At 64.8% G+C, this 18,037-nt stretch carries 16 protein-coding genes; 15 read left to right on the forward strand and 1 reads right to left on the reverse strand.

From position 1 onward, the window contains the following. Positions 1-897, reverse strand: a complete 897-nt coding sequence (locus tag AC57BR_RS17830; RefSeq protein WP_496362931.1) for a sugar phosphate isomerase/epimerase family protein — start codon at positions 895-897, stop codon at positions 1-3. 270 nt (positions 898-1,167) lie between these two features. Between AC57BR_RS17830 and AC57BR_RS17835 the strand changes: the two genes are divergently transcribed. The 15 genes from AC57BR_RS17835 to AC57BR_RS17905 all read left to right on the forward strand — a co-directional run bounded on the left by AC57BR_RS17835 (position 1,168) and on the right by AC57BR_RS17905 (position 18,019). Further along, positions 1,168-2,163 carry a substrate-binding domain-containing protein gene (locus AC57BR_RS17835; RefSeq protein ID WP_496362933.1) on the forward strand — a complete coding sequence of 332 codons (996 nt, stop codon included), beginning with the start codon at positions 1,168-1,170 and terminating at the stop codon, positions 2,161-2,163. A 71-nt stretch (positions 2,164-2,234) separates the two neighbouring features. After that, the gene (locus AC57BR_RS17840; protein ID WP_496362935.1) at positions 2,235-3,278 is read left to right on the forward strand and encodes an ABC transporter permease; all 1,044 of its coding nucleotides are present in this window, start codon (positions 2,235-2,237) and stop codon (positions 3,276-3,278) included. A 13-nt stretch (positions 3,279-3,291) separates the two neighbouring features. Next, positions 3,292-4,233, forward strand: coding sequence for an ATP-binding cassette domain-containing protein (locus AC57BR_RS17845; RefSeq protein ID WP_496362937.1), 942 nt, complete (start codon positions 3,292-3,294; stop codon positions 4,231-4,233). A gap of 102 nt (positions 4,234-4,335) precedes the next feature. Next, entirely contained in the window at positions 4,336-5,766 is a 1,431-nt protein-coding gene (locus AC57BR_RS17850; protein WP_496362939.1) for an aldehyde dehydrogenase family protein, read from the forward strand. A 24-nt stretch (positions 5,767-5,790) separates the two neighbouring features. After that, positions 5,791-7,740: a 3D-(3,5/4)-trihydroxycyclohexane-1,2-dione acylhydrolase (decyclizing) gene (gene iolD / locus AC57BR_RS17855; protein ID WP_496362941.1), complete on the forward strand. Its 1,950-nt coding sequence runs from the start codon at positions 5,791-5,793 to the stop codon at positions 7,738-7,740. Continuing rightward, entirely contained in the window at positions 7,737-8,510 is a 774-nt protein-coding gene (locus AC57BR_RS17860; protein ID WP_496362943.1) for an HpcH/HpaI aldolase family protein, read from the forward strand. Before iolD ends, AC57BR_RS17860 begins: the two co-directional genes overlap by 4 nt. Before the next feature lie 28 nt (positions 8,511-8,538). Then, on the forward strand, positions 8,539-9,750 hold the full coding sequence (locus tag AC57BR_RS17865; RefSeq protein WP_496362945.1) for a Gfo/Idh/MocA family protein: 1,212 nt from the start codon (positions 8,539-8,541) through the stop codon (positions 9,748-9,750). 2 nt (positions 9,751-9,752) lie between these two features. Continuing rightward, positions 9,753-10,772 (forward strand): LacI family DNA-binding transcriptional regulator, encoded by a 1,020-nt coding sequence (locus tag AC57BR_RS17870; RefSeq protein WP_496362947.1) that lies wholly within the window; start codon positions 9,753-9,755, stop codon positions 10,770-10,772. A gap of 72 nt (positions 10,773-10,844) precedes the next feature. Beyond that, positions 10,845-11,777, forward strand: a complete 933-nt coding sequence (locus AC57BR_RS17875; protein ID WP_496362949.1) for a hydroxyacid dehydrogenase — start codon at positions 10,845-10,847, stop codon at positions 11,775-11,777. Continuing rightward, on the forward strand, positions 11,774-12,826 hold the full coding sequence (locus AC57BR_RS17880; protein WP_496362951.1) for a Gfo/Idh/MocA family protein: 1,053 nt from the start codon (positions 11,774-11,776) through the stop codon (positions 12,824-12,826). Before AC57BR_RS17875 ends, AC57BR_RS17880 begins: the two co-directional genes overlap by 4 nt. Further along, entirely contained in the window at positions 12,816-13,829 is a 1,014-nt protein-coding gene (iolG, locus tag AC57BR_RS17885) for an inositol 2-dehydrogenase (RefSeq protein ID WP_496362953.1), read from the forward strand. Before AC57BR_RS17880 ends, iolG begins: the two co-directional genes overlap by 11 nt. Further along, positions 13,829-14,614 carry an SDR family oxidoreductase gene (locus tag AC57BR_RS17890; RefSeq protein WP_496362955.1) on the forward strand — a complete coding sequence of 262 codons (786 nt, stop codon included), beginning with the start codon at positions 13,829-13,831 and terminating at the stop codon, positions 14,612-14,614. Before iolG ends, AC57BR_RS17890 begins: the two co-directional genes overlap by 1 nt. Then, positions 14,611-15,498: a sugar phosphate isomerase/epimerase family protein gene (locus AC57BR_RS17895; RefSeq protein WP_496362957.1), complete on the forward strand. Its 888-nt coding sequence runs from the start codon at positions 14,611-14,613 to the stop codon at positions 15,496-15,498. The genes AC57BR_RS17890 and AC57BR_RS17895 overlap by 4 nt, the downstream gene beginning before the upstream one ends. Further along, positions 15,495-16,523: a Gfo/Idh/MocA family protein gene (locus tag AC57BR_RS17900; RefSeq protein WP_496362959.1), complete on the forward strand. Its 1,029-nt coding sequence runs from the start codon at positions 15,495-15,497 to the stop codon at positions 16,521-16,523. Before AC57BR_RS17895 ends, AC57BR_RS17900 begins: the two co-directional genes overlap by 4 nt. Beyond that, positions 16,523-18,019, forward strand: coding sequence for a CoA-acylating methylmalonate-semialdehyde dehydrogenase (locus AC57BR_RS17905; protein ID WP_496362960.1), 1,497 nt, complete (start codon positions 16,523-16,525; stop codon positions 18,017-18,019). Before AC57BR_RS17900 ends, AC57BR_RS17905 begins: the two co-directional genes overlap by 1 nt. The last annotated feature ends 18 nt before the right edge of the window (positions 18,020-18,037 follow it).

Below are 18,037 nucleotides of genomic sequence, written 5' to 3' on the forward strand. Positions count from 1 at the left end.
TCAGACACTTTCCAGGGCGTTATCCGGCTGCCTACTCAATGCTGGAAAGCAGTCCAATGCCGTGGTGCGAGCCAACCGCAGTGCTTCGCGGACCGGAAGCGACCGGTGTTCTTCGGACAGGATCTCCACTCCCCAGGGCCCTTCGAAGCCGAGGTCCTGCAGCGTGGCGATGAAACCGGTGACGTCCTGTGCGCCGTGCCCGCACAGCTGTCGGTTGTCCCGGGTGTCTTCGAACAGTGTTCCCCGCACGTCTGCGTCCGCGTCGTTGAGCTCCACCGCAAAGATCTGCTCTGCGGTCAGGCTCTCGGAGAGCTCCTCCAGCGTGGTGCCGGCACGGAAGACATGCCAGTAGTCCACCGCCAGGCCGCATTCCGGCATGCCCACTGACCGCATCAGGTCGGCGGCTGCAGGCATGGACCGGACTGCGGAGAAAGCCATGGGTTCGAGGGCAATCCTGGTGCCTCTTGCCTTTGCTTCTGCAGTCAGGCGCCGCAGCGGATCAATGAACATATCCAGATCCGGCGCCGCGTCCCCGAAGGCCGTTCCGAGTTTGATGAAACGTGCGCCCAGCGTCTCGGCGGCATCGAGGAGGAGATCGAACTTGGGCCGCCAGTCATAGCTGAGGCTGTCGTCCCACCAGTCGCTCAGAAATTCGACCTCGACATAACGGAACCCGGCGTCATCGATCAGCTTTCGCAGCCCTTGGAAGCCGAGGGTGGAGCGGGCAGCGGCCAGGTCGTCGTGGGCCAATCCAAATCCTGACCAGCCGGTGGCAGCGATCGCCTCGATCCGCTCAGCGATGGGAACTGGACTGGTCTCGGGGTTCCGCAGGGGTGCCGCGTTTCCTGCGCTGGTCCAGCAGGATGCAACCAGCTCCGGGGCAGGCTTGGTGGTCATTGTTTCTCCCTTGAAGCAAATGATGGTCGGTGGCCAGAGTCGGCAAGGTGTCCCCATATAAAACCACAGTTCGATGGAACGGTCCATTACTGCGATGGAACGGTCCATTGACAAAGGCGGGCAGCGCGTTCTACCGTTGGACCGTTCCACAAAATGATGTGGATCACATCCGTTCACACACCACCGGCCCCCGTCCTCCCTCCATGTCTTGGCAGGGTTCAGCAGCAGCAGTTCACGGTCGGGTATGGCGCGAATCAAAGGAGATTTCACGTGGCAAAGTTCAACTGGCGGCGGGGCATTACCGCTCTGGCCGTCGTTCCACTTCTGGCACTGGGGGCGTGCTCAAGCACCGGCGGCAAGACCGAGCCTGCAGCCTCCGGCAGCGGGGCAGGCCAGGTGGCCGATACAGCCCGGCTCAAGGTCGCAATGATCACCCATGCCGCGGCTGGCGATACCTTCTGGGACATCGTGAGGAAGGGCGCCGAAAGCGCTGCCAAGAAGGACAACGTGGAGCTGCTCTACAGCGGCGACGCTGAAGGCGGCCGCCAGGCGCAGCTGGTCCAGCAGGCCATCGACCAGAAAGTCGACGGGATCCTGGTCACCCTCGCGAAGCCCGACGCCCTGAAGGACGTCGTCAAAAAGGCGGTCGACGCCGGCATTCCGGTAGTGAGCTTTAACGCCGGCGAAGACCAGTCCAAGGCCATGGGTGCGATCACCCACTTCGGCCAGAGCGACAAGCTCGCCGGCGTGACAGTCGGCCAGCGGCTCGCCGCCGAGGGGATCAAGCATCCCATCTGCGTGATTCAGGAACAGGGGCACGTGGGGCTGGAGAACCGGTGTGCAGGCGTAAAGGAGCAGGTGCCCGGCTCCGAAAGCCTCAATGTCAATGGTGCCGACATGACTTCGGTGGTTTCGACCGTCACCGCCAAACTTCAGTCCACTCCGGATGCTGACGCCATCATCGGACTCGGTGCCCCGTTCACGCTGACCATCGTGAAGTCCGTGAAGGAAGCCGGAAGCAAGGTCAAGGTCGCCTCATTCGACCTGAACGGTGACCTGGCCAAGGCCGTTGAGGACGGAAGCGTCGAGTTCACCGTCGACCAGCAGCCGTACCTCCAGGGTTATGGAGCAGTCGACTCCATCTGGCTGAACAAGATTGGCGGCTTCAAGGTCGGAGGCGGCCAGCAGGTCTACACCGGTCCCGCAGTCGTCGACAAGACCAACGCGGCCGAGGTCTCCAAGTTCGCCCAGTCGGGCATCCGCTAAACAGCAAGAGATAACCGTGGGGTGCCGGATTCGGTACCGGGCCCGGCACCCCACGCAAAGGAGTCAACATCATGGCCAATGCTGTCCTAACAACCTTCGCTCCCGATGAGCGCGTCAGCTCACGGAGCCCCCTTCAGAAACTGCTCGTCCGGCCTGAAATCGGAGCACTCGTCGGAGCGGTTGTCCTCTTCATTTTCTTTTCCGCGATAGCCCCCGTGTTCCTGCAGCCGAACTCGCTGGCCACCGTCCTGTACGGCAGTTCCACGATCGGCATCATGGCCGTCGGCGTAGCCCTGCTGATGATCGGCGGCGAGTTCGACCTTTCCACCGGCGTCGCCGTCATTACGTCTGCCCTGGCGGCATCCATGTTCAGCTGGTACTTCAGCATGAATATCTGGATCGGGGTGGCCTTCGCCCTGGTCGTTTCCCTGGGCATCGGGTTCCTGAACGGGTGGATCCTGATCAAGACCAAGCTGCCCAGCTTCATCGTCACCCTCGCGACCTTCCTGATGCTTGCCGGCCTGAACCTTGGCCTGACCCGCCTGATCGGCGGAGCGGTTGCAACCCCTTCCGTCTCGGACATCGAGGGATTTGCGGCAGCCCGGGCGATCTTCGCCTCCAGCGTCAACATCGCAGGCATCGAAGTCAATGTCACGGTGTTCATCTGGATTGCCCTGGTGGCTGTGGCGTCGTGGGTGCTGCTGCGCACGCGGGTGGGCAACTGGATTTTCGCGGCCGGCGGCGACGCGAACGCCGCCCGCGCCGTGGGTGTGCCGGTGACCAAGACCAAGATCGGATTGTTCATGGCCGTGGGGTTCTGCGGCTGGATCCTGGGCATGCACAACCTGTTCGCGTTCAACACCGTGCAGTCCGGTGAGGGCGTGGGCAACGAGTTCCTCTACATCATCGCCGCGGTGATCGGCGGGTGCCTGCTCACCGGCGGGTACGGTTCGGCCGTCGGCGGTGCGATCGGTGCGTTCATCTTCGGCATGGCCAACAAGGGCATCGTGTACGCGCAGTGGAACCCGGACTGGTTCAAGTTCTTCCTGGGCCTGATGCTGCTGCTGGCCACCATCGTCAACCTGATCGTCAAGCGCCGCGCGGAACTGAAGTAAAGGGCCCGGACCAATGAATGCACACCAGATCGACCAGCAGACGCTGCTGAAAGACGAAAAAGACCCGCTGACCCACACCCCGGTGCACCTGCTCTCCCTGGAGAACGTGGGCAAGCACTACGGGAACGTCATCGCCCTGAGCGATGTGACCATGGCCGTGGACAACGGCCGTGTCACCTGCGTGCTGGGGGACAACGGCGCGGGCAAGTCCACGCTGATCAAGATCATCGCCGGCCTGCACCAGCATGACGCGGGCGTGCTGCAGATCATGGGGGAGGAAAGGAAGTTCAGTTCCCCGCGTGAGGCGCTCGATGCCGGCATCGCCACCGTGTACCAGGATCTGGCCGTGGTCCCCCTGATGCCGATCTGGCGGAACTTCTTCCTCGGCTCCGAACTCACCAAGGGCGCCGGGCCGTTCCGCCGCATGGACGTCCAGCAGATGAGGGACATCACCAAGAAGGAACTGGCAGACATGGGCATCGACCTGCGCGATGTTGAGCAGCCCATCGGGCAGCTCTCCGGCGGTGAACGCCAGTGTGTGGCGATCGCACGGGCCGTGTACTTCGGCGCGAAGGTCCTGATCCTGGACGAACCCACCGCCGCGCTGGGCGTGAAGCAGTCCGGCGTCGTCCTGCGGTACATCCTGCAGGCCCGTGACCGCGGGCTCGGGGTCATCTTCATCACCCACAACCCGCACCACGCCTTCCCGGTCGGGGACCGGTTCCTGCTGCTCAAACGCGGCAAGTCGATCGGCTATTACGAGAAGAAGGACATCACCATCGACGAGCTGACCGCCCAGATGGCCGGCGGCGCCGAACTGGCCGAACTCGCCCACGAACTCGAACAGCTCGGCGGCCACAGCGACATCGTGAAGGAAGTCCAGGCAGAAGTCGCCGACGTGACTGACTCCGAGCCTGCCAGTCAGGCCGGACACTCGCGGCGCAGCGCCGGCTAAGGGTGCTGCCGGGCCTGTGCGCCCGGCATTCCAACGAAACACAGAGACGAACGAAACGTGAGCGGTCCAACCAGGCCGGTCACCACCTGGGATGGAGCAATTATGGAAATGCTAGTAGGCGGAACCTGGCGCGGTGCCGCGGATGGCCGGACCGAAGAGGTCCGTTCACCCTTTGATGGCCGGACCATCGACACGGTGCCCGTCGCCACGGCGGAGGACGCCTTGGCCGCCCTCGACCGCGCCGAGATCGGCGCGCACGTGCAAAGGGCCACGCCGGCCCATGCACGCGTCGATATCCTCCTCCGGGCAGCTGCCCTGGCAGATGAACGGGCCGAAGACATCGCCCAGACGATCAGCGCCGAGACCGGCAAGCCGATCACGGAGGCCCGGGGCGAGGCGAGCCGGTCCGGAAACATCATTCGCCTGGCTGCGTATGAAGGAAGCCAGCTTTACGGCTCCACGCTCCCGCTGGACGCGAATGCCGGGACCGGCCTGGATAAGATCGGGTTCACGCTGCGGCAGCCGGTGGGCATCGTCGTCGCCATCACGCCGTTCAACTACCCCGCCCTGCTGGTGCTGCACAAGATTGCCCCCGCGCTGGCGGCCGGCAACGCCGTCGTACTCAAGCCCGCCCGGGCAACGCCGCTTACGGCGCTGAAGCTGGCACAGTGCTTCGTCGACGCCGGGCTGCCGCCGGAAGCGCTGTCCGTGATTACGGGTCCCGGCAGCTCCCTGGGCGACGTCCTGGTGACTGACCCGCGGGTGCGCAAGGTGTCCTTCACCGGCTCCACCAGCACCGGCACGCGCATCAGCTCAATCGCCGGCGTGAAGAAGCTCTCCCTTGAGCTGGGGGCCTCCTGCCCGGTGATCATCCTGCCGGACGCCGACCTCGAATTGGCATCCACCGCCGTGGCGGCAGGCGGCTTCATCAATGCCGGGCAGGTGTGCATCTCCGTGCAGCGGGTCATCGTTGACCGCCGCGTCGAGGCGGACTTCCTGGACGCGCTGGTCCCGAAGGTGGAGGCGATCGCGGTGGGCAACCCCAAGGAAGAGGACACCAGGCTCGGCTCACTGATCTCCGAGGACGAAGCAGCCCGCGTCCATTCCTCGATCACCGAGGCACGCCATTCCGGTGCCCGGGTCCTCACCGGCGGTGACCGTGACGGCGCGGTGGTGACACCCGCCGTCGTCGCCGGCGTCGACCCGCGGTCGAACCTGAGCCGGAACGAACTGTTCGGACCCGCCGTCGCGGTTTCTTCCGCCCAGGACATGGACGCCGCCATCGCGATGGCCAACGACAACGACTACGGCCTCGGGGCGGGAATCTTCACGAACGACGTGGCCGGAACGGTTCAGGCCATGCGGCAGATCGACGCAGGCAACATCCACATCAACTGGTCCCCGCTGTGGCGTGCCGATCTGATGCCCTACGGCGGCCTGAAAGGCAGCGGGATCGGCAAGGAAGGCGTCCGCTCCGCCGTCCAGGAAATGACCGAAGAGAAGACAGTCGTCCTGCACGGACGCCCCTGGTAACCACGACAACCGGAAATTAAGGCAATGACCACACCAACGCAGACCATCAGGCTCACCACCGCCCAAGCCGTCATCAAGTACCTCTCCGTCCAGTATTCGCTGGCCGACGGCGTCCGGCGCCGCCTGGTCCCCGCCGCACTGGGGATCTTTGGACACGGCAACGTCGCAGGCCTCGGACAGGCGTTCGACGAACTGGCCGACGACATGCCGTTCATTCAGGGCCGGCACGAGCAGTACATGGCCCACATCTCCACCGCCTACGCCAAGGCCAGCCGCCGCCAGGCTGTGCTCGCCGTGACGGCATCGATCGGCCCGGGCGCCCTCAACCTCGTCACCGCCGCCGGCCTGGCAACGGTCAACAGGGTCCCGCTCCTGCTGCTGCCCGGTGACACTTACTCGACCCGCCACCAGGGGCCGGTGCTGCAGCAGCTGGAACACCCCACCGAGGCTGACGCCACGGTCAACGACTCCTTCCGGCCGGTGTCACGGTTCTTCGACCGGATCACACGCCCGGAGCAGCTCCTGACAGCCCTGCCGCAGGCGATGCGGGTACTCACCAGCCCAACGGATACCGGCGCGGTGGTCATTTCGCTGCCCCAGGACGTGCAGTCCCACGCCTACGACTTCCCGGCCGAGTTCTTCGAACCCCGCGACTGGAAGATCCGGCGGCCGCTGCCGGACCTGGAAGAGGTCGACGACGTCGCCCGGCTCATCCGCGCGGCTGACCGTCCGGTGATCATCGCCGGCGGCGGCATCCACTACTCCGATGCCCACGCCGCGCTTGAGGCACTGGCCGGCCAGGCGGGCATCCCCGTGGTTGAAACCTTCGGCGGCAAGGGCGCCGTGACCAAGGATGAATGGTGGCAGGTCGGTGGTGTCGGACTTGAAGGGAACTTCGCCTCCAACACCCTGGTCAAGCAGGCCGACCTGGTTCTCAGCGTAGGCACCCGCCTGACCGACTTCGCCACGGGATCGCAGTCCATCTTTGAGAATCCGGACGTCCGTTTCGCATCCTTGAACATCGTGGATGCCGATACCCGTAAGCAGGGTGCCACCGGCATCCTCGCGGACGCCCGGCTCGGGCTGGAAGCACTGGCCCGTGCGCTGGAGGGCCACAGCACCAGCGAAGCGTGGCAGGAAACCGTTCACTCCGAGAAGGCCAAGTGGGCCCCCATCCGGGCCCAGTGGCTCGACGCCGACACGGCCTTCCGCCCCGAGGACCACCCCGATGCCCCGGTCACCGGCGCGGTCCTGACGCAGCCGCAGCTGATCGGGCTGATGCAGGAGCACGCCCGCTCCGGTGACACCATCATCGCCGCCGCCGGGGGACCGCCCGGTGACCTGCAGAAAGTCTGGGACGCCACCGGCAACCGCAACTGCCATCTGGAATTCGGGTTCTCCTGCATGGGCTACGAAATCGCCGCCGGCATGGGTGTGCGCCTCGCCGAGGGAAACAACGACAACCGCGTGGTCACCTTTATCGGTGACGGCACGTTCCTGATGGCACCGACGGAGATCGTCACCGCGGCACAGGAGGGTCTGAATGTCACCGTGGTCGTGTCCGAAAACCACGGGTACCAGGTGATCCACCGTTTGCAGATGAACCGCAGCGGCAGGGAATTCGGCAACGAATTCCGGTACCGCACCACCGGCGGAAGCGTCGCTGTCGACGACGCCCCCAAGGCACGCCTGGACGGTGACTACCTCAAAGTCGATCTCCGCCAGATCGCTGAAGGCCTTGGTGCGCTGGCCATCCGGGCCACCACGGCGGCAGAAGTCAGGGAAGCACTGGCCTCCACCCGCGACACCGAAGGGCCCGTCGTCATCGTGGTACCCACGGTTCCCCATGTTGACCTGCCCGGCGGGGACGTCTGGTGGGACGTTGCCCCGGCCGAAGTTTCATCCCAGGAATGGGTCAACAAGCTGCGCTCCGAGTACGAAGAGGCACGCGGCCGCCAGCGGTGGTTCGGATGAGCGCCACGCCCCTGAACGCCGGCCAGTTGCGCCGCCGGCTCGCGTCCGGCGAAACCACTGTCGGAACCTTCGTGGGCATGGCGTCTGCCACCGCCACCGAAGTCTGCGCCGCCGCCGGCGCAGACTGGGTCCTGATCGACCTGGAACACGGCGCCGGGGGTGAGGACGTAGTCCGCGATGGCGTCATCGCTGCCGGAGCGTACGGAGTCCCGGCCATCGTGCGGGTTGAATCCGGGGACCGGATCCGGATCGGCCGCGTCCTGGACAACGGGGCGGCAGGCATCATGGTTCCCCGGTTGGACAGCGTCGAACAGGCCCGGGACTCTGTGCGGCACCTGCGGTACCCGCCGCACGGGGACCGCGGTGTGGCCACCTACAACCGCGCCTGCCGCTGGGGCATGGACCGGGGACCCTTGACGGCCGGCGAGCAGGAAACCGTCGGAATCATCCAGATCGAAACCGCTGCGGCCCTCGAGAACGTCGAGGACATCGCCGCTCAGGACGGGGTCGACGTCGTTTTCATCGGCCCGCTGGACCTGTCCTTCGCCCTGGGCGTTCCCCTGCAGCTGGACAGCAGTGTTTTCCAGGACGCACTGCAGCGGGTTGTGGCTGCCGCGCAGCTGCACAACAAGGCGGCCGGGATTCTGGCCGTGGACGGCATGGCCGCCGCCAAGTGCGTCCGCCAGGGTTTCCGGTTCGTCGCGATCGGCTCCGACTCGACCATCATGTCGGCAGCGTTCCGCGACGCCTTCGAAACCGCCCGCAACTGACCTCAAACCTAGAAAGAAAGGCAAGAACGTGAGCACAGAAACCCGCACCGTCGGCGTCGGCCTCATCAGCGTCGGATGGATGGGAAAGCTCCATTCACGCGCTTACCAGGCCGTACCGTACGTCTACCCGGAACTTGGCATCAAGACGAAGCTGGTCATCGCCGCCGACACCGAGCCCAGCCGGATCCAGTTCGCGAAGGATGTCCTTGGGTTCGCCGAGGGCACTGCCGATTACAACGACGTCCTGAACCACCCGGACGTGGACGTGGTCTCCATCTGCGCACCCAACTTCCTGCACGCGGAAATCGGAATCGCCGCTGCGAAGGCCGGCAAGCATTTCTGGATCGAGAAGCCGGTGGGCCGCGGCTATGAAGAAACGGCCGCGGTGCAGGAAGCGGCAGTGGATGCCGGCGTGATCACCTCCATCGGCTACAACTACAGGCACGCACCGGCCGTGGAGCATGCACGTGAGCTGATCGCCGCCGGCCGGCTGGGCCGCATCACCAACGTCCGGGCAGTCTTCTTCTCCGGTTACGCCTCCGAGCCCAACGGTGCACTGTCCTGGCGCTTCGACCGCAAACTCGCCGGCACCGGCGTCCTGGCAGACCTGTTCAGCCACGCCACCGACCTGTGCCAGTATGTAGTTGGACCGATCGCCGAGGTCACCGCTCTGACCAGCACCGTCTATACGCAGCGGCCGAAGCTTGCGATGGGGTCCGCAACGCACTTCGCAGTGATCGAAAACGGTGAAATGGGAGACGTCGAAAATGAGGACTACGCCGCAGCGCTCGTCCGCTTCGGCCCGTCCGCCCGCGGCGCCGGCGCCGTTGGCACCATCGAGTCGTCCCGCGTCGCCGTCGGCCCCGAGTGCGGCTACCAGATCGAAGTGTACGGGACCGAAGGTTCACTCAAATGGGACTTCGAGCGCATGAACGAGCTTAAGGTCTGCCTGGGACGCGGCAATGAGGAACAGGGATACACCACCGTCAACGCCAGTCCCCGTTACGGCGACTACGCGCACTTCCAGCCCGGCCCCGGCAACAGCATGGGCTTCGATGACCTGAAGGTCATCGAAGCGAAGAAGTTCCTGGTCGCCGTCACCGGCGGAGCGCAGGAGAACTCCAACATCCACGATGCTGCCTCGGCCGCCGCCATCGTCAGCGCGGCCGAAGCGTCCTCGCTGTCGGGGCAGTGGCAGAAGATCGAGGAAATCAACGGCACCACCGCGGCCCGGGCGTAACCATGGCAACAGCATCTGTCCGGCGGCCAACAATCAGGGACGTGGCCGAACGCGCCGGCGTATCAAAGTCCCTGGTCTCACTTGTCGTGCGCAACTCTCCGCGCGTCAGTGAGGAACGCCGCCAGCGGGTGCTGGAAGTCATGGAGGAAATCGGGTACGAGCTCAACCTCGCCGCCAGATCACTGTCCAGCAGGCACAGCGGCAACATCGGCGTGCTGGTCAGTGACCTCCATAACCCCTGGGCCTTCGACGTCGTCGATGCCGCACGGCCGGTACTGGAAGAAGCCGGACACACCGTGCTCTTCAGCGCGGCCACGGCATCGGCGGCAGGTTCAGGCGTCGACCTCTCCATCCTCCAGGCGTTCCGCGATCTGGGCGTCGCGGGTCTCCTCGTAGTCGGAACGGTGCCTGACAAGGCCCCGTTCAGCCGGGTCGTTTCCGGAGGGGCCGTTGTTTTCGCCGGCGGAGGGCCGGACTACATAGATACCGCCGATGTAGTCCGCAGCGACGACGCCCACGGACTTTCGATGGTCATAGAGCATCTCATCGAACAAGGCCACGAGCGCATCGCGCACCTGGGCGGACTCGGCGGTTCGGTTGGCAGGGAACGCGTCAGGGGCTACACGGCGGCCATGGAAGAACATGGGCTGGGACGCAATATTCACATTGTGGACGCGGACTTCTCACAGGAGTCCGGGTACGTCGCAGCCCAACGGGCGCTGGGTTCCTCCGGACGCCTGCGTCCCACGGCTTTGGCCTGCATCAACGACCTGGCAGCACTTGGGGCGATGACGGCAGCCGATGAGCGCGGGATTGAAATCGCGATCACCGGTTACGACAACATCGCCCTCGGCGCCATGCCCAGGCTCGGACTCACCACTGTCGACCCTGACAGTTCCACGATCGGCATCACAGGGGCCAAAACCCTCCTGCAGCGCATCAGCGACAGCGGCGAGGGCTTCGTGCACCAGCCGGTCGTGCCCGAACTGGTCATACGCAAGTCCAGCCTGCTGGGCCTCTGACCTATACCCACACAGTCACCCCTGTGGCCCTTCGGCCCGGGGGAATGCATACTCACATCTTCAAGGAAGACGATGGCTTCTTTCAGCACACCCCAAATATTCGTGGCTCTCGGCAGTGTCGAAGCCGATCTCGTGGAACCGGTGCTTTCGCCGCACCAGCAACTGATCCAAAATCCCACCGAAGCCGACCTCGCCAGGGCTGACGCCGCCATCGTCCGGGCTGCCTACCGGGTTGACCGGGAGCTTCTGGACCGCATGCCGGCCCTGAAAGTCATCGCCAGGACAGGAGTAGGCACCGACCTTGTCGATGTCGCGGAAGCTAACAGCCGGGGAATCCCGGTTGTCATCACCCCGGGAAGCAACACAGCCTCCGTTGCCGAAGGCGTTTTCTCGCACCTTCTCGCGCTCGTCAAGAAGCTGTCAACCCTGACATCGCTGGTCAGGGAGGGCCGCTGGGAGCAACGGGCCTCGGTGACTGTGGGTGACCTCGAAGGGTTCACCCTGGGCATTGTCGGGTACGGCAGGATCGGGCGCCGGGTAGCAAGGATCGCTGAGGCCTTTGACCTGAAGGTCCTGGCCTACGATCCTTTCGCCGATGTGCCGGCCGAAATCCGGTGCGGCAGCGTCGAGGAACTGCTGGCCCGCAGTGATTTCACCACGCTCCATGTTCCCCTGACACCGGAGAACAGGAACCTCATCAACGCCGAACGCATCGGCCTGATGCCGGCGGGGGCGGTCCTGGTCAACTGCAGCCGGGGCGGTTTGGTGGACTTGGATGCGGCCCACGATGCACTGGGCTCAGGACATCTGGCCGGGCTCGGACTGGACGCCTATGATCCAGAGCCGCCGACCCACCATCCGGTCTTCGACCACGAAAACGTCGTACTGACGCCGCACCTGATGGGCTTCACCCGGCAGGGCATGGCCCACACCGTCCGCGACGCAGCCAAGGGCGCGGTGGACGTACTTGCCGGCCGGACTCCCGCGGCGGTGGCAGCACCATGACCATACGAGTTGGAGTAGTGGGAGCCGGCGTCATGGGCGCCGAGCACGCCCGGATTCTCCATGGCAGCATCTCAGGGGCGACCGTTACAGCCGTGGCGGATCCTGCGAGTGACCGTGCCCACGCCGTTGCCGTCGAAACCGGTGCCTGGCCCTTCAGTTCCGCTGAGGAGCTCATTGCATCGCCGTTCGTGGATGCTGTCCTGATTGCCTCGCATGACGGCGCTCATGCAGATCAGGTTGCCGCCTGCCTCGAACTCCGCAAACCTGTCCTGTGCGAGAAGCCACTGGCGCCGACAGTCCAGGAGTGCCAGGCCCTCGTTAGCCAACAAAAAGCCATAGGGGGCACCCCGCTGATTTCAGTGGGCTTCATGCGCAGGTTCCATCCGGCCTACCGGGAACTCAAGGAACGGCTCGCCGAGGGAGCCATCGGCCAGCCCCTGATGATCCTGAGTTCGCACCGCAACGTGAAGTCCTATCCCGATGGGAACTCGGCGTCCACGATTACCAATTCCGGCATTCACGAAATCGACATCACCGCCTGGCTTCTGGATTCACCTATTGAATCTGTGAGCTGGCACGCCCCCAGAAGCACAGCCCTGGACACCACGCGGCAGGACCCTCAGCTTCTGCACCTTCGCACGGCTGACGGAGTTCTGACCACCGTCGACGTCTTCCTTAATGCCCAGTACGGCTACGAGGTGCGCTGCGAAGTTCTGGGCGAACAGGGTTCCATCGCGCTGTCAGCTCCCCAGCTGACCACGGCCAACCGCGCACTGGCCGCGACACGAACCTACGCGGCGGACTGGAGGCCGGTCTTTGCCGACGCCTACCGCCTTCAATCCCAGGCCTGGATCGACGCACTGACCTCCCGGACGCGGTCTCCCCTGGCCACAGCGGAAGAGGCCCTCAACGCGACCCGCGTTGCGCATGCCCTGGTGAGATCCATGAACCAGGGCGGCGCCACCATCCACATCAACGACCACGACAGCGCACCCGCCGAACCACTCACCGGTGCCGACCAAGAAAGGACCCCTACCCATGTCCACTGACCGACCCCTCAAGGTTGCGCTGTTCGGCTCCGGCCGCATCGGCCAGGTCCACGCCCGCAACATCCTCGCCAACCCGGATCTGGAACTGGCGGTCATCGCTGACCCGTTCATCGAAGGTGCCCAGGCTCTGGCAGCGGGAACCGGTGCCCGTGCGGTAGCAACCGTTGACGAAGCCTTCGCCACCGGCGATCTGGACGCCATCATCATTGGATCGCCCACCAGCACCCACGTGGACCTGATTTCCCGGGCCGCAGCCCACGGTGTCGCCGCCCTGTGCGAAAAGCCCATCGACCTCGATATCGACCGGGTACGGTCCTGCCGGGACAGCATCCGCGACAGCAAGTCGCCGCTGATGCTCGGGTTCAACCGCCGCTTCGACCCGAACTTCGCCTCGGTCCAGGCACGCGTCCAGGCAGGGGAAATCGGCCGCCTCGAGCAGCTGACCATCATCAGCCGCGACCCCGCACCGGCACCGGCATCCTACATCGCCAATTCAGGCGGCATCTTCCGGGACCAGAGCATCCACGATCTCGACATGGCCCGCTTCTTTGTCCCGGAGATCATCGAGGTGTCAGCGACAGGATCGAACCTGTTCTGCGACTACATCGAAGAAGCAGGCGATTTTGACTCAGTCGTTATCAGTCTTCGTGGTGCCAGGGGCGAGCAGATCACGATCATCAACTCGCGCCACAGCGCCTTCGGGCACGACCAGCGGCTGGAAGCATTCGGCAGCGACGGCATGCTCACCGCAGGCAACCTCACTCCCACAAGCGTCCGCAAATACACCGCGGCAGGCGCCGAAGAGGCCGACCCGTACCTGCACTTCTTCCTCGAGCGCTACGCCGAGGCATACCGCCGGGAGCTGGAGAGCTTTGTCCAGTCAATCCGCACAGGAACCTCCTGCAGCCCGGGCTTTGAGGACGGCTTGCAGGCACTGGTCCTTGCCAATGCCGCTGAGGAATCCGCGCGTTCGGGCCGCGTTGTGAAGGTTGGACAGGAGTAATGTACAGCGAACTGCTAAAAGACAAAGTCCTCCTCGTCAGCGGAGGCACGCAGGGACTGGGGGCAGGCATCGCCCGTCGCGCAGCCGCCGAAGGTGCAGCCGCAGTGGCTGTCACCGGCCGCAATGCGGACTCGGGCGAAAGGATCGCCGCCGAGCTCCGGGATTCCGGCACCGAGAGCCGCTTCATCAAAACGGACCTCGGCGACGTCGAACAGGCGCGCGCATCAGTGCTGGAAACAATCGACGCCTTTGGCCGCCTCGACTGCGCTGTCAACGCGGCTGGCCTGACCACGCGCGGCACCATGCTGGACACGACGCCGGACCTTTTCGACGCCCACATCGCAATAAACCTGAAATCGCCGTTCTTCATCATGGCGGAGACCATTAAACACCTGCGTGACCGCGGGGCCCCCGGATCCATCGTCAACATCATCTCCATCGCCGAGCTTGGCGGCCAGCCGTACCTTGCGCCCTATGTGGCAGCAAAGGCGGGCCTGGCCGGTGTGACCCGCAACGCGGCCCATGCCCACCGCTGGGACAAGATCCGCATCAACGGGCTGGACATCGGATGGACCGCCACCGACGGTGAAGCCGAAACCCAGAAACGCTTTCACGGTGCCGGCGACGACTGGCTCGAAAAGGCCAACCAGTCCGTCCCCATGGGCAAGCTCGGCCAGGTGGATGAAATCGCGGAGTTCGTCGTTTTTCTCCTCTCCAGCAGGAGCGGAGTGGTCACTGGATCTGTCATCGACTGGGACCAGTACGTCATTGGAGGATCAGATTGAGCATCATCACCAGCCGCCTTGCCGCAGCCCCCATTTCCTGGGGCGTCTGCGAGGTCCCGGGATGGGGCCACCAGCTTGAGGCAGACCGGGTACTGTCCGAAATGACCGCTCTGGGGATCAGCGCCACCGAATTCGGCCCTGCCGGGTTCCTGCCCGAACAGGCAGCCGAACGCGCCGAAGTCCTGAAGCGCCACAACCTCCAGGCCATCGGCGGATTCTTCCCGATCATCCTGCATGACCCCGCCAAGGACCCCCTGCGGGCCGTCGCCGCGGAACTGGACGCCTACGAAGCAGCAGGGGCCAGCATCATGGTCCTGGCCGCCGAAACAGGCGTCGCCGGCTACGACCAGCGCCATGAGCTGGACGCCGAGGGCTGGTACCTGTTCGGACGCAACCTGGACACCATCGTCAAGGCCGCCGCGGACAAGGGGATTCAGGCAGTCGTGCATCCCCACGTGGGCACCATGATCGAAACAACCGCCGATGTGGACCGGGTCCTGAACGACACCGGAGCGAACCTCTGCCTCGACACCGGGCACCTGCTCATCGGCGGCACCGACCCGACCCAACTGGTCCGCGACTACGCCTCCCGCGTGGGCCACACGCACCTTAAGGATGTCCGCAAGGCAGTTGCCCGGCGGGTCCAGGCCGGTGAGATCTCCTACACCGACGGCGTGAAAACCGGAATGTACGTTCCCCTGGGACAGGGCGATGTCGGAATCGGCGGAATCGTCAAAGACCTGCTCTCCGCCGGATACCCCGGCTGGTTCACTATGGAGCAGGACACCATCCTGGAAACCGAACCCGCCGACGAAGGACCTGTCCGCGACGTCCGGCAATCCGTTGCCTTCCTCCGTGCACTGGAGCAGGAGCTTCAGGCATGACTGCCGTGCGCTGGGGCGTGCTCACCACTGCCCGGATCGCGCAGGACAGGTTCCTGCCTGCCATGCAGAAGGCGCGCAACGCTGTCGCGTCGGCGATCAGCAGCCCGAACGGACGCACAACGGAGGTCGCGGCACGGTTCAACATCCCCACGGTGTACCAATCGCACGAAGAGCTCCTTGCCGACCCGAACATTGAGGCCGTGTACCTTCCGTTCCCCAACGGTCTGCACGCCGACTGGATTGTCGCCGCCGCCGAGGCAGGAAAGGACATCCTCTGCGAAAAGCCTCTGGTCGGAAGTCTGGAGGATTACAGCCGCGCCGTGGAGGCCTGCCAGCGGAACAACGTCACGCTCATGGAAGCCTTCATGTACCGCTTCCACCCCCAGCACCAGAAGGTTCGCGAGTTCATCAACTCGGGGCGGATCGGGCAGATCGTGTCGATGCACGCACGGTTCCACTTCGTAATGAACCGCACACCGGGTGAGGTCCGGCTCCAGACAGGCCTCGAAGGTGGCGCCATCAACGACGTGGGATGCTACGCCGTCGACATCATGAACATGGTTATGGGCAGGGCCCCCAGCAGTGTCTTTGCGAAAGGGACCAGCCCGGCGGACACCGTGGAAACAACCGTGGCCGGCATCCTCGACTACGACGGCGTCATCGGAACCTTTGACTGCGGCTTTGAGGGACCCCGCACTCACACGCTGCAAATTATCGGAACCGAAGGCCACATCACGCTGGACAGGGCCTTTGACCCGGACCCGGGAGAGGCCGCGCGCGTCACTGTTTCACTCCGCGACGGCCGCTCAGAGATCTTCGACATCGTTGAAGACCAGTTCAAGGTCGAAATCGAAAGGTTCAGCACCTGGGTGCGGAACTCCGGCCATGACGTCGTCCACCGCGAACTCACTGAACAAAATCTCGCGGTCAGGCTGGCTGCGCACGAATCCCTCGCCTCCGGGCTCCCTGCCGCAATCCGGGCAGTACAGCCCTTTGAACACCACCGTTTACTACAGGAGCAGTAATGACCACCACCATCAACCACTTCATCCGCGGCGCCGAGGCCGCCGGCAACGGAACCGGCACCAAGGCCGTTTACAACCCCGCCACCGGCGCCGTCACCGCGCAGCTGCGCCTGGCGAACCGCGAAGACCTGGACGCCACAGTGGCCATTGCCAAAGAAGCCGCAGAGTCCTGGGGAGATGTTTCCCTGGCCAAGCGCACCGCCGTGCTGTTCAAGTTCCGCGAACTGGTCGCCGCCCATGTGGACGAACTCGCCGAACTGATCACCTCCGAACACGGCAAGGTGCTCTCCGACGCCAAGGGTGAGATTGGCCGCGGCCTCGAGGTCATCGAATTCGCCTGCGGCATCCCGACGCTGCTCAAGGGCGACTACTCGGACCAGGCGTCCACCGGCATCGACGTCTTCTCCTTCCGAGAGCCGATCGGCGTCGTCGCGGGCATCACCCCCTTCAACTTCCCGGTCATGGTGCCGCTGTGGATGGCCCCGATGGCCATCGCCACGGGCAACGCCTTCATCCTCAAGCCCTCGCACAAGGTTCCGTCGGCTGCAATGCTGCTGGCCAAGCTCTGGAAGCAGGCCGGCCTGCCCGACGGCGTCTTCCAGGTCCTGCACGGCGACCGCGAGGTGGTCTCCGGCCTGCTGACGCACCCCGACGTCGACGGCATCTCCTTCGTCGGTTCCACCCCCGTGGCCAAGCACATCCTTGAAGTCGCCACCGCCCACGGCAAGCGCGTCCAGGCTCTCGGCGGCGCCAAGAACCATGCCATCGTCCTGCCCGACGCGGACCTGGACAACGCCGCGGACCACCTCGCCGCCGCGGCGTTCGGTTCGGCAGGGCAGCGCTGCATGGCCATCTCCGTGGCCGTCGCCGTCGGGGACGCGGCGGACCTGCTGGTGAAGAAGGTCGAGGAACGTGCCCTCGATGTCAGGGTCAAGAACGGCACCGAACCGGATGCCGACATGGGCCCGGTCATCAGCCCCGAATCCCGGGAGTTCATCGTCAAGACGATCACGGAGGCAGAACGGGCCGGTGCCGCCATGGTGGTGGACGGCCGCGACCTCGTCGTGCCGGGCCACGAGGAAGGTTTCTGGGTTGGCCCCACCGTGATCGACCATGTCAAGACCGAGATGACCGCCTACCAGGAGGAGATCTTCGGACCTGTCCTCGTCGTCGTCCGCGTCGAGGACCTGGACGAGGGCATCAAGCTGATCAACGCGAATCCCTACGGCAACGGCACCGCGATCTTCACGTCCTCGGGCGCCGCTGCCCGCAAGTTCCAGCGCTCCGTGGACGTGGGGATGATCGGCATCAACGTGCCGCTGCCGGTCCCGGTGGCCTACTACTCCTTCGGCGGCTGGAAGGCCTCGCTCTTCGGCGACAAGCACATCTACGGCCCCGAAGGCGTCTCCTTCTACACCCGCGGCAAGGTCATCACCTCACGCTGGCCCGAAGCGCACCACACCTCCGGAGCGTCCTACAACTTCCCCTCCACGTAAGGACCGGCCGGGGGACCG

This window comes from Arthrobacter sp. BGA-UO-ETr-C19 (assembly GCF_059568005.1).

Bases quoted from the DNA above. Each gene is read 5' to 3' on its own strand.
- iolG (WP_496362953.1), top strand. From the start codon at position 12,816: ATGTCCACTGACCGACCCCTCAAGGTTGCGCTGTTCGGCTCCGGCCGC.
- AC57BR_RS17845 (WP_496362937.1), top strand. From the start codon at position 3,292: ATGAATGCACACCAGATCGACCAGCAGACGCTGCTGAAAGACGAAAAA.
- iolD (WP_496362941.1), top strand. From the start codon at position 5,791: ATGACCACACCAACGCAGACCATCAGGCTCACCACCGCCCAAGCCGTC.
- AC57BR_RS17870 (WP_496362947.1), top strand. From the start codon at position 9,753: ATGGCAACAGCATCTGTCCGGCGGCCAACAATCAGGGACGTGGCCGAA.
- AC57BR_RS17900 (WP_496362959.1), top strand. From the start codon at position 15,495: ATGACTGCCGTGCGCTGGGGCGTGCTCACCACTGCCCGGATCGCGCAG.
- AC57BR_RS17880 (WP_496362951.1), top strand. From the start codon at position 11,774: ATGACCATACGAGTTGGAGTAGTGGGAGCCGGCGTCATGGGCGCCGAG.
- AC57BR_RS17905 (WP_496362960.1), top strand. From the start codon at position 16,523: ATGACCACCACCATCAACCACTTCATCCGCGGCGCCGAGGCCGCCGGC.
- AC57BR_RS17850 (WP_496362939.1), top strand. From the start codon at position 4,336: ATGGAAATGCTAGTAGGCGGAACCTGGCGCGGTGCCGCGGATGGCCGG.
- AC57BR_RS17875 (WP_496362949.1), top strand. From the start codon at position 10,845: ATGGCTTCTTTCAGCACACCCCAAATATTCGTGGCTCTCGGCAGTGTC.
- AC57BR_RS17890 (WP_496362955.1), top strand. From the start codon at position 13,829: ATGTACAGCGAACTGCTAAAAGACAAAGTCCTCCTCGTCAGCGGAGGC.
- AC57BR_RS17830 (WP_496362931.1), bottom strand. From the start codon at position 897: ATGACCACCAAGCCTGCCCCGGAGCTGGTTGCATCCTGCTGGACCAGC.
- AC57BR_RS17840 (WP_496362935.1), top strand. From the start codon at position 2,235: ATGGCCAATGCTGTCCTAACAACCTTCGCTCCCGATGAGCGCGTCAGC.
- AC57BR_RS17860 (WP_496362943.1), top strand. From the start codon at position 7,737: ATGAGCGCCACGCCCCTGAACGCCGGCCAGTTGCGCCGCCGGCTCGCG.